Origin of the sequence: Mesorhizobium sp. M0028 (assembly GCF_040323855.1) — a bacterium.
Lineage (GTDB): Bacteria > Pseudomonadota > Alphaproteobacteria > Rhizobiales > Rhizobiaceae > Mesorhizobium.
In genome coordinates this window covers 165,269-179,257 of the sequence record NZ_JAMYVG010000005.1, presented here as the reverse complement: position 1 = coordinate 179,257, position 13,989 = coordinate 165,269, and the positions used below count along the sequence as shown (strand labels likewise).

Genomic DNA, 13,989 nt, shown 5'->3' with positions numbered 1-13,989 from the left:
AATCAATGTTGTCTACCAAGGATAGAACCGATACCTGCAGCGATCAAATTCGCGCTTTCCTGGCGTCGAATTTCTATATAGCCGATCCAGAGAGCCTGGAGAGCGACACCTCGCTTCTCGACCAAGGCATCGTGGACTCGACGGGGGTGCTCGAGGTTATCGGCTTCATCGAGGAGACCTTCGGCATCACGGTCGAAGACAGCGAGCTGCTGCCCGAGAATCTCGATTCCATCGAGGGAATTGCGCAATATGTCATGCGCAAGAGAAACTGATTTGCCGACATCTCGCGCAACTCTGTTTCAAGTCCCCGACCGTTTCCGGTTGCGACAGCGCGTCTAGGCCTGTCGCGACGGCGGTGCTTACGCCTGCGCCTTCGTATGCCCCACAACCACCCTGCCCTCGCCGGCCTGGTTGGTGACTGCCCGGATACTCTCATAAGCCTTGGAACGCTCGAGCAAACTCATGACCTGCCGGTCCTGGCCAAGCCCAACCTCGAAAAGCAGGATGCCTCCGCGCCGCAAATAACGCGGCGCGTCCTTGAGCACTCGCATATGGATGCTCAGACCGTAGGGTCCGGCTGCGAACGCTTCACGCGGCTCGAGCTCGACCAAATGCGAACGATCGCCCTCGAGCCGTTTTTCCGAAATATAGGGCGGGTTGCAAACGATCACGTCGATCGTGCCGTCAAGCTCCAAGCCGGAGAAGGCGCCGAACAAGTCGCCCTGAAGCACCGTTACCCGCTCCTCCATATCAAGATGGGTGACGTTGCGGCGCGCGACCTCCACGCATCCGTCGGTAAGATCGCTTGCCCACACGCGCGCGGTGGGAGCGTGGTGCGCGATGGCGCACGCCAGATTGCCCGCCCCACAGCACATGTCGACAACGCGAGGCACCGGCAAGTTCAGTTGGCTCAGAACATCGAGAGCGGCGTTGCCGAGCAGTTCCGTTTCCGGCCGAGGAACAAGCGCACCGGGCGAGACCAGCAGCTGCAATCCCATGAAGGTGCTGCGGCCCCTGCCGTAGGCGTCGGCAACATTGATCTCTTCGCTCACGACACTCGCCTCCCCGTTTTAGCCGGCGTTGGTGGCCGACAATTGCGTTCCGATGAAGTGTATCTCAAAACCGTTTAACTCTCGATCGACAAAATCAAAACCCATCCGTCCCCAGACGCTTCGACGCCTTGATGCTACAAAGATGACCATAAGCTTCTGCGCTGTGTCATGATTAGGAATATCTCCTTACCAGACCCGGTTATCCCCAGCCTGGCGAGCCAGTTGCCGAATTCTCAGCCTGGCGTCACGATTTTGCTACATTTTAATCAAAGAAGGCACATATGTAAGCAATTCGTAATGTTCCAGCAGCGAAGGGCGGAGCTGCTGCTTCCCGGAAGGTTAAAGTTTGTCCCTCATCGAAAGAACCGACGAGATTGCGCGGCAATTTCGCGTCAAAGAGCGCATATCATGAAGTCAACCAAAGGGCGCTCGCTCGATCTACGATCCGCGATGTTCGGCTGTGTGCACGGCCTCGTTGGCGTAGGCGTTTTCTCCGCATTGATAAATATCCTCGCCTTGACCGGCTCCGTCTACATGCTCCAGGTCTACGATCGCGTGCTGCCTTCGCAGAGCGTGCCGACTCTTGTCGGATTTACAGTCGGGATGCTGGGACTTTACGCGGCCTACGGGCTCCTCGATTTCGTGAGGCTTCGCCTGTTGGTCCGCATCGGCAGCCGCCTGCATAGAAATCTGCAGCAAAAGGCGTTCGCAGCCTCGCTTTCCCTGCCCCTCGTTGCCGGGCCGGATGCGAACCGGGTACATCCGCTTCGTGATCTGGACCAGCTACGTGGCTTTCTTTCCGGACTGGGGCCGACAGTCTTATTCGACGCTCCCTGGATACCATTTTATATGGTGGTCATCTATCTGCTGCACCCTGCGCTTGGCGTGCTGGCAACGCTCGGCGCATGCGCCGTTGTGCTTTTGACGGTGGCTGCGGAGATCATCGGCCGCAAACCTGCGGCTCGTGCGTCTGAAACACTCGTTGCGCAGCGGCTTCTGGCCGATTCCGGCCGCCGCAACGCAGAGGTTGTTCAGGCTATGGGCCTGTCCGCCCCGCTTAGCCGGCGCTGGAACGAGGTCAGTCATCTTTATCTGAAGAACCAGGAACGGCTCTCCGACGTCGTTGGCGCAGCGAGCTCACTGTCGAAGACGCTCCGAATGGCCTTGCAATCATGCGTGCTGGGGCTTGGTGCCTACCTCGTGATCGGGGGCGAGGCCTCGCCGGGTGTGATCATAGCGTCGTCCATATTGCTGGGCCGCTCACTGGCGCCGGTCGATGTGGCGATCGCAAATTGGAGAGGGTTTCTGGCAACCCGCAAAAGCTATTCCGAGCTGGCGGCAGCGCTGGATGCTTTTGATAGCCAGCAAGAGCCAATGGAACTGCCACGCCCAAAGGCGGAGCTTGCGGTCGAGGAATTGACGGTCGCGCCACCAAGTCTGCAGAAGCCAACAATCTTCAATGTAAGCTTCCGCTTGGCGAGGGGCGCAGGGTTGGCGGTCGTCGGCCCGAGCGGCTCCGGCAAGACCACGCTCGTGCGCGCTTTGGTCGGGGCATGGAAGCCGATTCGAGGAACGGTAAGATTGGACGGCGCCTCGCTCGATCAGTGGAATTCAGAGCTGCTCGGCATTCATATTGGCTACCTGCCGCAGGACGTTGAGCTGTTCGACGGCACGATCGCCGACAACATTTCAAGGTTCGGCGGCAAAAGCGACGCAAGGGGCGTGTTGGCAGCTGCCAAAGCTGCGGGCGTGGACAAGATGATCATGCGTCTTCCGCAGGGTTTTCAAACACGCATCGGAGAAGGCGGCGCAGCCCTGTCGGCTGGGCAGAGGCAGCTCGTCGGACTTGCCAGGGCACTTTACGGTGATCCATTCCTCGTCGTTCTTGACGAACCAAATTCCAATCTGGATGCAGACGGCGATGCTGCTTTGGCCGGCGCGATCCTGGCAGTGCGTCAGCGCGGCGGTATCGTGATCGTCGTTGCGCATCGCCCCTCCGCTCTCGTCAACATCGATCAGGTACTCGTCCTGTCGAACGGGATGCTCCATTCGTTCGGTTCGCGCGAAGACGTTCTGGCAAATGTGATCCGGCCCTTCCCGCGTCCGGACAAGCCAAACATTGTCGTTCCGCTGCAGCACGGTGCAAGCGGGCATGCGTGAGGTATTGCTTAGTGTCTAACGTGACCATGTCGTCATATGCTGCGGTCGCTGGCGAAGGCCAGCCGACCGGGGCGAAGCCAGAGCCGGATGGCATTCGAGCCAATTTACCCTGGGGCAATCTGCTCCGGAGCCTGGCAGAACATTCTCGTTCCGCTGCACAGAGGTGCAGCCGGGCATATGTGAGGTATCGCTCTACTGTTACCGTGTCGCCATACGCCGCGCCCGGTGGCGAAAGCCGTTCGTTGGAAACGAAGCCGGATCCGGATGGCATCCGGGCCAATCTGCTCTTGGGCTTGGCAACCAGCTTGCTGTTGATCTTTGGCGGAGGGCTGTGGTTGGGATTGACCAAGATTGCCGGCGCGGTGATTGCGCCTGCAACTGTGGTGGTCGAAAGCAACATAAAAAAAGTCCAGCATCAAACCGGCGGCACCATCGGCGGAATCTTCGCGCAGGACGGCGATCACGTTAAGGCCGGCGACGTGTTGGTCAGGCTGGACAACACATTGACCCGAGCAAACCTGCAGATAATCACCGAGGACCTCAATCGAGCCACCATTCGTCTGGCCCGGCTGGAAGCCGAGCGCCAGGGTCTGCCGGAAATGCAGATCCCGCCTGGCCTTCGGGTTCAAATGGGTGACCCGCAAGTGGCGGCGCTTGTCAGTGGCGAACGTGCCTTGTTCGAAAGCCGTGCTGCGGCGCTGGCTGGCCAGAAGGCACAATTGCAAAGCCGCGCGAAGCAGCTGGAACGTCAGATCGATGGCCTCAAATCGCAGCAGTCTGCGACGGATGAGTCTCTGGATCTGCTGACCAAGAACCTTGCTGACGTTGAATCTCTCTACGCAAAGAAGTTGGTCTCCAAGGAGAGGTTGAGCACTGTCAGCCTGGAGAAGACCCGGACTCGCGGCGAATCGGGACGCCTTGTCGCAGCGATAGCGGAGGTACAAGCTCACATCAGTGAAACGGACCTGCAGGTGCTTCAGCTCGACGAACAAATGCGGAGCGACGTGACCAACGAACTTCGCGAAACGGAAGCCAAGCAGACCGAACTCAGTGAGCGCAAGGTGGTGGCCGAAGACGAGCTCGGCAGGACAGACATTCGCGCCCCGCAATCAGGCACGGTACAAGAATCCTCGGTCCACACCGTCGGAGGCGTGATTGGCGCCGGAGAGGTGCTCATGATGATTGTGCCCGATTCCGACAACCTTGTCGTAGACGCTTCCATTCCTCCGTCGCGCATTGATGAGATCCATCCCGGACAGCAGGTGTCGATCCGCTTTCCGGCGTTCGACGCCGGCACTACACCGGCTTGCGAAGGCTCGGTCAACCGCGTCTCCGCAGATCTGATCAAGGATCAGCAACGTCAGCTTTCCTATTTTTCGGCGCGCATCGATGTCGAGAACGAAGCGACCTGCCTGACAGGAGAGAAAATCCTCAAACCGGGCATGCCCGCCGAAGTCCATATAAGAACCGACGAGCGCAGTGTCTGGTCCTACTTGATGAAACCTCTTACCGACCAATTTTCCAGAGCTTTCAGGCAGTAAGCGGCTGCCAACCCAGTGGCGGCCGCTTGGCTCGAGGCGCAGCCGATCTATCGGATCGCCGCGCTCTCGAGAGCGCTGCTGAACCTTACCTCGATCGTGTCTCCCGGCATGACCTCGGTGTCTTCTTGGGCCGGCTGTTTCCGCCATTCTTCGCCGACCCTGCGAACGATCGTGACCTCGGCTTGGATCGTCTCACCGGCAACCGGCAACGGCAGGGCGGCAGCTCCCGTGGGCTGCAACTTCTGGCTGGCGGCGCGAAGTCTTGCATTGATGTCGGCAAGACGCACATTGGTATCTTTCAACTCAGTCAGCAGACCTATCCTTCTTTGGTTGTCATTGCGTTCGTGCTGTCTGGCAAAATCAGCCTGCTGACGTCGTGCTCTCATAAGTTCAACCGACGTTTCGAGTGCCCGGCTGGAAGAGAGTACCAAAGCGCGCCGGACGTCGGCGAGCCGGTTATTGGTGAGATTTCCGGACTCAAACGCTTTCCTTACGCGCGCCAGCTCGTCTTCGTCCGCCTTCACGCCATCCGCTTCGGCCTGCTCGCGTTTGAGCAAGGTCTCGGTTTGTGCAGCGGCATCCTTGCCACTTTTATCGAGAAAGCTCTGCTCTTGCTGGAAGTTGTCCAACGAGAGCTTCAGCCCTTCTGCTTCGGCCTGGGCGATCGCCGATGCAAAAACTGCCGGCAAGGGCGATCCTTGTGGTGGCTGCATGTCGAAGCTCGATTTGCCCTGAAGTTCGGCGCGAATGCGGGCGCTGTGATAGTAGTCTCTCGTGTATTCCCCCCAAAGCGATTCGTAATCGCGCCGCAGATCCACCGGATCGGGGCCAACCTGGTTTGCCCGGGACCGCAAAAGGCTGAAACCACCTGACACGGCAATCGCCTGCCGCACGGTCATCAGCGGCCGGTAGGCCTGCTGTCCGGGAGTGAGCACATCCCCTGTCACATAGATCGGCCGATATTCTGCGACCACGGCGGTCACGTCTGTCGGCTTGATGACGATCATTTGCTCCCGCCCGTCAGGCAGACGATGGTGGAATATCTTGGTTGGCAGGATCGTCTGCATGCGTGTTTGCAGTTCGGCCGGGCTTAGGCCGCCCACCGAAACCATCCCGACTTCGGGAAGCGCGATCGTGCCGTCCATCTGGACCACGGCACGTTGCGTTCGCTCCGGGATGGAGGCAATTCCTATCTCGACGGTGTCGCCGGCGGAAAGTCGATAGGCGACCTGCGCTTCCGCTGCAGCGGCCGTATCCATGGCAGCCAGCATGCCGAGCACGACAAGAAGGATTCGGTTAACAAGGACCATTGGTGACAATCTCCTTCTGGTTCGAATCCAGCGACAACGGCGGAGCCAATCCACCCAGGCGAAAGCTCATGTCATGTAACCCATCTCATGGCGCACCCGGCCTTCGCTGAGGCGTCCCTGCCACCATCCGATGGTCCGCTCCAACCCTTCGCGCAGGCTGGTCTGGGCGCGCCATCCAGTCTTGCTTTCGAGGAGCGAAGAATCAGCCAGCAAGGCACGCACCTCTGAATTCTGCGGCCGCAGGCGGCGCTCGTCGCGGTGAATTGGTTTCTTGCAGCCACTCAACTCGACCACCAGATCCAATATGTCCGAGATCGTCACGGCGCGCTGGCTTCCGGCATTGTAGGCATGGCCAAATTCGAGCTCGGCCGAACCTGCGGTCAAAAACGCCGCCGCAGTGTCTTCCACGAAAGTAAGATCGCGGATCGGGCTGGTGTCTCCCACCATGATCGCCGAGCATTTCTTGTCGAGAGCCTGACGTATGATGGTCGGTACGATGGCCCGCTCGCTCTGGCGTGGGCCATACGTATTGAAGGGCCGCATGATGACCACGGGGACGTCGAACGATCTGGCGTACGACTCCGCCATCATGTCCGCACCGATCTTGGATGCCGAATATGGTGACTGTCCCTGCAACGGGTGTGATTCGCTGATGGGCATTGTCAGCGCGGTGCCATAAACCTCGCTTGTCGAGGTGTGCACCACCCGCTCCGTCTCCCATTGCCGCGCCGCTTCGAGGACGTTGACCGTGCCCAGGATGTTGGTTTCTACATAGGACTGGGCCGCGGCATACGAATATGGGATCGCGATCAGTGCGGCGAGATGAAACACCACCGCCTGGCCACGCACGATCCGGTTAAGGAACGCGCTGTCACGAACATCACCGCGGATGAGGTTCAGCTGGCTTCGAATGGTGTCCGGCAAATCGTCCAGCCAGCCGTGGCTGTCGAACGAATTGTAGAGAGCCAGCGCAGTGACATCCGCGCCGCTACGGACGAGTGCTTCGGTGAGATGCGACCCGATGAACCCATCGGCACCGGTAACCAGAACTTTCCTGCCCTTGTATGCCATGACCCAAGCGTTCCCCCTATGACGTGAGGCACTGACTTTGCAAATCCACGAGAGCGCGGGTATTCTACCTGCTCTCACGTTCCGATCGGCGGCGGCGAAACGACGCCAAGCACCGCCAGCAAGCCGCGCACCATCCAGACGACATCAGAGACGATCGTGCGCTGCGGATAATAGGAAAGGTCGAGCCTGGCCTTGGCAGGAAACAGAACCTGGCGGTAGAACAATAGCGGGTCCACGGATCGCGGATAAAAATGCGCTTCATTCCGGAAGAGAACCTGGGCCGGACCCAACAAGCCTGGCTTGTATTGTAAAATGTCCTCAAAGCCCCCACGAAAACAATCGGCAAAGGCAAGGCTCTCCGGGCGTGGACCGATGATTGCCATCTCGCCTCTGAAGACATTCCATAGCTGCGGCAGCTCGTCGAATTTGGTGGCGGCGAGGAACCGCCCGATTGGCGTCATGCGGCTGTCATCGGCCATGGTCAGCGCCAGGCCACCGGGATCGCATCGCACTCTGAATTTGCGGAATTTGTACATGCGGAATGGGCGAGCACCGGCCCCGACGCGGGTCTGCGTAAAGAAGATTGGCCGACCGCCTTCCAGCAGCAGCGCCAGGGCAATCAGCAGCATCAGCGGAGCGAAGACGATCGCCGCGGCTGCAGCAATGACGAGATCGATTGCTCGTCTCACAGCCCCGTGGGCGGCGCTCGAGACGTTAGGCCGGTGAATGGCTAGGTCCAGGGCATTCATGCGGCTGTTCCTGTCTGAGCGCAGTTATTGACCGCCGCGGCAAGAGCGACCACTACCGTTTCGACCAAAGGTGCGGTGATCTGCGGATGCAGCGGTACAGTGAGTTCGCGCTGGGCGAAATCTTCCGTGCGCGGTAAATGAGTACCGGGAATGAGCTCACGATAGAGCGTCATCTGGTGCACCGGCGGGTAGTGGATAGTGGTTTGTATCCCTTGCGCGCGCAGTGCGTCGATGACGTCTTGCCTGTCGGCGTAACGCGGCAAAAGGATAGGCATGATGTGGTAGGCCGACGTCCGCGGCTCGTGGAACGGGATGGTCACGGCCGGGCAATGCTTCGCGATGAGACGGCGATACAGCATCACCAGGATACGCCTGATCTCATTCCACTCCTGCAGATTTTGCAGCTGGACCAATCCGATCGCAGCCCGCAATTCATCCATGCGATAATTGAATCCGAGCATGGTGACATCATACTGCGGGGTGCGGCTGTTCAGCCTTTGACGTGTCCCGGTGGTCATCCCATGTCCACGCGCCTGGCGGATCGTCTCGAGCAGACCGGCATCCCTGGCAATCACCGCCCCGCCTTCCGCCGTGGTCATGTTCTTGTTGCCGTAGAAGCTGAAGGCGGCCGCGGCACCAAATGTCCCCACCTCCTTCAGGCCGGGCGCATGCGCCGCGTCCTCGACGATATGCAGCCCACGGGCACGGGCGAACTTCTGCCATTGTTCCCGATCGGCGAGGTAGCCGGCGAAATGGACGAGAATGACTGCCTTGGTGCGGGCCGTGCATTTCGCTTCGGCTTCCGCGATGGACATCAGCGGCACATCGGCCGACTCGATGTCGACGAAAACGGGGGTCGCACCAACATAGAGGACCGCATTTGCGGTCGCCACGAAAGTCAAGGATGGGACCAGCACCTCGTCGCCCGGACCGATACCAAGTGCGTGCAAAATGAGATGAAGCGCTGCGGTACAAGAACTGACCGCGACGCAATCCTCCGCACCATGCACGTCGGCAAAGGCTTGTTCGAAGGCTCGTACCTGCTCCCCCATGGTCAGCCAGCCGCTGTCGATGACCTTGGTCAAAGCAGTCTTCTCCGGCACACCCAAGATCGGGGCACTGACCAAGAGCATCACAACCTCCTAGACTGATAACTGTGGGAACCGCGCTGGTGACTTCATCATGCAGCCGTCGCAGTGACCTCGATCGAGGCCGACTGGTCTTCCCAGGAAATGGTCTGTGCGTTCTGAAAGTCGTCGACGCGCCCGATATCGAGCCAGAGACCTTCATGCTTGTACACGTGCACGGTTGTGCCGTTCTGCATCATCTGGAGCATCAGGTCGTCGAACCCAAAGGGTATGCCGGACGGGATGAACTGCAGAACGTCTGGATTCATGCAGTAAATCCCCATGCTGACCAGATGCGACAGCGTCGGTTTCTCGCGAAAGGTCTGCACGGTATTGTCGACTTCGTCGATGACGCCGAAATCCATCTTGATCAGGCGACAGGCTGTTGCGATCGTCACTGGATCGGTGTGCTTACGGTGCGCTGCTACAAATCGACTGAGGCTTAGATCCGTAAGGACATCGCCATTGAGAACGATGAATGGCTCCGTCAGTTCGTCCCTGATCAAAGACAATGGCCCGATGGTGCCCAGCGGCTCCATCTCCTGCGTGTATCGAATTTTCAGGTTCCACTGCGAGCCATCTCCACACACGGTGCGGATCAAGTGGCCGAGATATCCGGTTGTAATATAGACTTCCTGAATACCGTTGCGTCGCAACCATTTCAGAAGCATCTCGAGAACCGGCCGTGCACCGATCGGCATGAGCGGCTTCGGCAAGATCGAAGTGAAGGGGCGGAGGCGTGTTCCCATTCCACCACATTGAATCACCGCTTTCATCCTGGTCCTCCCTTGTTCATTCGGCCTGAACGCCATCGTCACGGGCCGGTTATCCTACCCTGGTCAGCACCCGGGAAACGCGTTCTTGTCCCCTCAGAAGAACCGGTGAGATTTCCCGTAGAAGACCGGTGAGATTTCCCCACCGATCCCTGATCCGGACATTGCATCTGGATGGTATGTGGCCGTCGGGGTGCGTGTCGTCGTGCATTCGAATGGTAACAATTCAGCCGTTTTGCTGTTCTATACCTACAGACCTATGGCAGTGCTGAGACCAGCCGATCTGTCAGCTTTCCAAGAGGTCAGAACACATGTTCGACGACGTTCGGCGGGTTTCGCTCACAAGGGGCAAAAAAAGAGGAGCGTTTCCCGTCATTTAAGATTATATTAGAAATCTGGCGTTTGCGGCGTTGGGGTGCCGCGGCGTCGGCTGGATGAATCGACGAGTGAATGGCTACGACTTTCAGGCCCATCACCGTTCAATCCATTCAGATACGCGTTGGGGTAGTTCAATGTATCGAATCGTCATCGCCGACGATCACGGCTTGTATCGTCGTGGCTTGCGATTGGCACTGACCGCAGGCATTCCAGGTGTGGAGATATTTGAAGCGTCTTGTTTCGACGCGGTGCTCAGTTTGCTGGCAGAGCAATCGTTCGTGGATCTTGCGATCCTGGACCTGAATATGCCGGGCCTGTTCAATCAGGAGGTGCTCGGCGGGATCCTGTCCGCCTATCCGGACACGCGATTTGCGATCGTTTCCGGAAACGATTCACGCTCGGAAATACTCACGGCTCTTTCGATCGGGCTTCATGGCTACATCGTAAAGTCGCAGACGGACGAAGAGGTCGTTTTGGCTGTCAATGAAATCCTCTCCGGCCGCATCTATGTTCCTGCACTTCTGTCACGCCCGGGTGCAACGCAAACAACCCACGCGCATACACACTCCGAGAAAGGCCCACAGCGACGTACCACAGGCCTCAACCTTGGCAGGCTGACCTCGAGGCAAAAGGAAGTCCTCAAGCTGATGGCGGAAGGCTATTCAAACAAGGAAATTGCTCGCGACCTGGAAATCGCAGAGGCGACCACGAAAATCCACGCTGCTGCGGTCCTGCGTGAGTTGGGGGTACGCAATCGGACAGAAGCTGCCGTTATGCTGAAGACATGGCTTTCGAGACATGCCAGCTAGAGCGCCGCGCGTCCTTTTGGACATGCAAACGGCGCCCAAGGTTTCATGCATATACTGCATATACCGAAACTGCGCTGCGGCCTTTGGCCAACGACATCCCTGGAAAAGAACCTAAGCGCATCTCCAAGGCCATTCAGCGCGACGCGTCTTTTAGGTATCTGCTTTTCGATCGGAGCACTGCACTAGGATCCGATTTCCTTGCGTGATAGCCGCAGCGAATACCGCAACCCGTGGTCAGTTATTTCCAGTTTGGGAGAGTGACCGACAAGCGGCGCTCCATCTACTCCGATTATCATGGAACCGAAGCCATGACGGACTACGCTCGAGGTCCGCCGCCGTCCCGATTCCACCCACTCGAACACGATCTCACTGCCTGTGTCTTCAGGTGCAAATGTCCAGCTTACGTCGATCCGGCCTTTTGGATCGCCAAGCGCTCCATATTTCATGGAATTGGTGGCAAGCTCGTGGACGATCATTGCAAAACTCTCGGCGGCGCCTCCCGACATCACCACGGAAGGACCGCTGACCGATATGGCGCGTGTTCCCATATATGGTTGCAACTCTTGAGCAACGAGATCGTTTAGCGCCCCCGATACGCTGCCGTTGCGTGAAAGAAGCAGATGGGTTGCCTCGAGCGCGCGTATCCGGTCGATCAGCATTTCCTTGTATTTGGCAACATTGTTTCCAGGAACATCGACCATTTTCACGAGCGCCGTGATCACCGCGAAAACGTTGCCGAACCTGTGGCGTTGTTCGAGCATAATGCGCTCCCGCTTCTTTGCCGCGGCGCGCAGCAGCGTGGTTTGTCGTCTCTCGCTCAGGTCGGCAGCCACTCCAAGCCGCTGTCCTCCATCACCCTGTCTTTCCTCCCTTCCGCGCAGGGCAACCCAGCGGATATGCCCGTCCGGTCGACGGACGCGTATCTCAACATCGTAATTCATGACCGATGATGCGGACTTTCTCGATGCCGCCAGCTTTGGCCAGTCCGCCGGATGAACGACAGCTGATAGTTCCTCCAAACTGCGGCTATTGGCCTGGGCCAAGCCGAGAACGTCCCAGAACGTGTCCGAGCCTGTGACTGTCCCGTCTTTAAGGTCGATCCGCCACGTGGCCAAGCGTCCAGCAGACAGAGCGAGGTCTAGCCATTCCTTCTGAGCCCGAAGCGCTTCGTGAACAGCTCGTCGTTCCGAAATATCGTCGACCACCACGAAGATGCTCTCCGAGAGTCCCCCCTCGGGCACGGACGAAGAAAGCGTTAGCCTGGCCCAGAATGCCGTACCGTCCTTTCTTAAAAGACGGACCTCCGAAACGAACGAAGCAATGTCGTTGCCTAGGCCCGCCAACAATTGCGCCAAGGTGTCCCGGTCGTTCGGGTGGGCGAGCGTATCGAGCTGCAATTGGGCAAGCTCCTCCTCCTTGTACCCGGTCATCTCACAAAGGCGTCTGTTGGATTGCAGCAACTCACCTTTCTCGTTGGTGTTCGCGAATCCCATGGCAGCACGTTCGAAGGCCCAACGATAGCGGCTTTCGGTCGCCTCGACGGCAGCGAGCCTGGCCTCCGCGACTTCCAGCAGCTCACGCAAGTCCTGCCGCAGGCGATGGAACGTCATGGCAATCACCCCACCCGAAACCAGAAGCAGGATTGCGCGTGCCCAATCGCCATTTGAAATCTGATCGTATCCTCGCGCCCAAAGGCCGACCGCCACCATCAGAATGGTCGCAGCGAGCGCAGGCACACGATCTTCGAGATAAGCGATAATAATAATAGCCGGAACAAATTCCAGAAAACTGGCGCCTTGCCCAATATAGGCTGACGATTTTATTTCAAATATCAGTGTGGCAGCTAGTACGGATGCAGAGGCAATATGAGTTAGCAATCTGCCCGACGGTTTCGAATTCGACCTGCGCGACTGCGAGCTCATGGACACAGACTACAACCTTCTGACTAGCCCGTCGAGACTAGAGCAAAAAACGTACAGCTTAGTACCACTGCCGGATTGCCATACCGCTATCATAGCGCGCATTTTATCGGATGCAGCAGGGGCTATGAGCTGCCTTAGAACTGTCAGATCATATTGAGTTTTCAAGGTGGTGATGAACACGTTATCCGTCAGCGCATAGAAGACTAGAATCCATCTAAACATAAAAGACTATCCGAATCCCGAATACTTATTTTCGGGCGTGTGTGAAACTTTGGGTTAGGGGTAGAAAATGAATCTGATCGATAGACATGTTGATGCTTCTTCGGGCGGTAGGTACATTGCTACGAGGACCAAGTACGATTTTGACGCGCGGAATACGCGACCCTCTTCTGGTCACCTTCCCGATCGCGCATCGGATCCATTGGACGCACGGCTTGGGGAACCAAAAGGCCGCAGTCTGGAATCCATAACCGGCGTGCTTGATCGCATTGGCTGTGGCTATCTCGTGCTGAATCGCGAAAGAAAAGTAGTCGAGTGGAACGCAGCCGCCCAAACCACGCTTGAGCGCCAGGGCGAAGCGGCTGACACGGCGAGCGGGCTTACGGCCGCACTAAGGCGGCTGATCGCGAATGTTCCGGGCCAATTCCTGCCGGGCTCGTTATCCTGGGTGGTAATCCGCAGCAGGGGCGACCGGCCGGTGATATTGAACGAGAACGGAGTTATTGCTCCCGACGGAACGAGCATCGTGGCGTTGCTGGACCGGGACAACAGGTCGGGGCCAAATCCTCGCACGTTGCAAAGAATGTTTGGCTTGACGAGCGCAGAAACGCACCTCGCCTTGCGTTTGGCTCAGGGCGACGCACCTTTGGAGATCGCTCGCAGCTGGCGTCTCAGCCGCACCACGATCCGCTCCCAGCTTGCCTCGCTGTTCGCCAAGACCGAAACGAAACGCCAGGCGGAACTGGTGGCCCTTCTTGGGCGTATTTCGGTCCTGCCATAAGGGCCGGCCACTTAAATGCAATCGCCGGACGTCGGCGTCCGCCCGGGATCCAGACGACGCAATTTGGAGTGTCATGATTTGGCAGGTCGTGCATCGC

At 58.2% G+C, this 13,989-nt stretch carries 12 protein-coding genes; 5 read left to right on the top strand and 7 right to left on the bottom strand.

Going from position 1 to position 13,989, the window contains the following annotated elements:
• The first annotated feature begins 5 nt into the window (after positions 1-5).
• Complete coding sequence (locus NKJ93_RS13125) at positions 6-272, top strand: acyl carrier protein (protein WP_023718550.1); 267 nt, start codon at positions 6-8, stop codon at positions 270-272.
• A gap of 87 nt (positions 273-359) precedes the next feature.
• On the opposite strand, the gene NKJ93_RS13120 is transcribed toward NKJ93_RS13125, so the two are convergent.
• Positions 360-1,052, bottom strand: a complete 693-nt coding sequence (locus NKJ93_RS13120; protein ID WP_023718551.1) for a N5-glutamine methyltransferase family protein — start codon at positions 1,050-1,052, stop codon at positions 360-362.
• Positions 1,053-1,460: 408 nt separating this feature from the next.
• On the opposite strand from NKJ93_RS13120, the gene NKJ93_RS13115 reads away from it, so the two are divergent.
• Both NKJ93_RS13115 and NKJ93_RS13110 read left to right on the top strand, forming a co-directional pair.
• Positions 1,461-3,212, top strand: a complete 1,752-nt coding sequence (locus NKJ93_RS13115; RefSeq protein ID WP_352589444.1) for a type I secretion system permease/ATPase — start codon at positions 1,461-1,463, stop codon at positions 3,210-3,212.
• Positions 3,213-3,454: 242 nt separating this feature from the next.
• Positions 3,455-4,753, top strand: coding sequence for an HlyD family type I secretion periplasmic adaptor subunit (locus NKJ93_RS13110; RefSeq protein WP_352589441.1), 1,299 nt, complete (start codon positions 3,455-3,457; stop codon positions 4,751-4,753).
• 47 nt (positions 4,754-4,800) lie between these two features.
• On the opposite strand, the gene NKJ93_RS13105 is transcribed toward NKJ93_RS13110, so the two are convergent.
• The 5 genes from NKJ93_RS13105 to NKJ93_RS13085 all read right to left on the bottom strand — a co-directional run bounded on the left by NKJ93_RS13105 (position 4,801) and on the right by NKJ93_RS13085 (position 9,786).
• Positions 4,801-6,063, bottom strand: coding sequence for a polysaccharide biosynthesis/export family protein (locus NKJ93_RS13105; RefSeq protein WP_023718554.1), 1,263 nt, complete (start codon positions 6,061-6,063; stop codon positions 4,801-4,803).
• 66 nt (positions 6,064-6,129) lie between these two features.
• Entirely contained in the window at positions 6,130-7,134 is a 1,005-nt protein-coding gene (locus NKJ93_RS13100; RefSeq protein WP_023718555.1) for an SDR family NAD(P)-dependent oxidoreductase, read from the bottom strand.
• A gap of 74 nt (positions 7,135-7,208) precedes the next feature.
• Positions 7,209-7,883: a sugar transferase gene (locus NKJ93_RS13095; protein WP_031193846.1), complete on the bottom strand. Its 675-nt coding sequence runs from the start codon at positions 7,881-7,883 to the stop codon at positions 7,209-7,211.
• Complete coding sequence (locus NKJ93_RS13090; RefSeq protein ID WP_352589439.1) at positions 7,880-9,016, bottom strand: DegT/DnrJ/EryC1/StrS family aminotransferase; 1,137 nt, start codon at positions 9,014-9,016, stop codon at positions 7,880-7,882. The genes NKJ93_RS13095 and NKJ93_RS13090 overlap by 4 nt, the downstream gene beginning before the upstream one ends.
• 47 nt (positions 9,017-9,063) lie before the next feature.
• Positions 9,064-9,786, bottom strand: coding sequence for a nucleotidyltransferase family protein (locus NKJ93_RS13085; protein WP_031193847.1), 723 nt, complete (start codon positions 9,784-9,786; stop codon positions 9,064-9,066).
• 509 nt (positions 9,787-10,295) lie between these two features.
• On the opposite strand from NKJ93_RS13085, the gene NKJ93_RS13080 reads away from it, so the two are divergent.
• On the top strand, positions 10,296-10,970 hold the full coding sequence (locus NKJ93_RS13080; protein WP_352484593.1) for a LuxR C-terminal-related transcriptional regulator: 675 nt from the start codon (positions 10,296-10,298) through the stop codon (positions 10,968-10,970).
• A gap of 182 nt (positions 10,971-11,152) precedes the next feature.
• On the opposite strand, the gene NKJ93_RS13075 is transcribed toward NKJ93_RS13080, so the two are convergent.
• On the bottom strand, positions 11,153-12,892 hold the full coding sequence (locus NKJ93_RS13075) for a PAS domain S-box protein (RefSeq protein WP_352589436.1): 1,740 nt from the start codon (positions 12,890-12,892) through the stop codon (positions 11,153-11,155).
• Between the two features lie 289 nt (positions 12,893-13,181).
• Here NKJ93_RS13075 and NKJ93_RS13070 point away from each other — a divergent pair, with 289 nt between their 5' ends.
• Positions 13,182-13,892 (top strand): helix-turn-helix transcriptional regulator, encoded by a 711-nt coding sequence (locus NKJ93_RS13070; protein ID WP_031193850.1) that lies wholly within the window; start codon positions 13,182-13,184, stop codon positions 13,890-13,892.
• Positions 13,893-13,989: the final 97 nt, after the last annotated feature.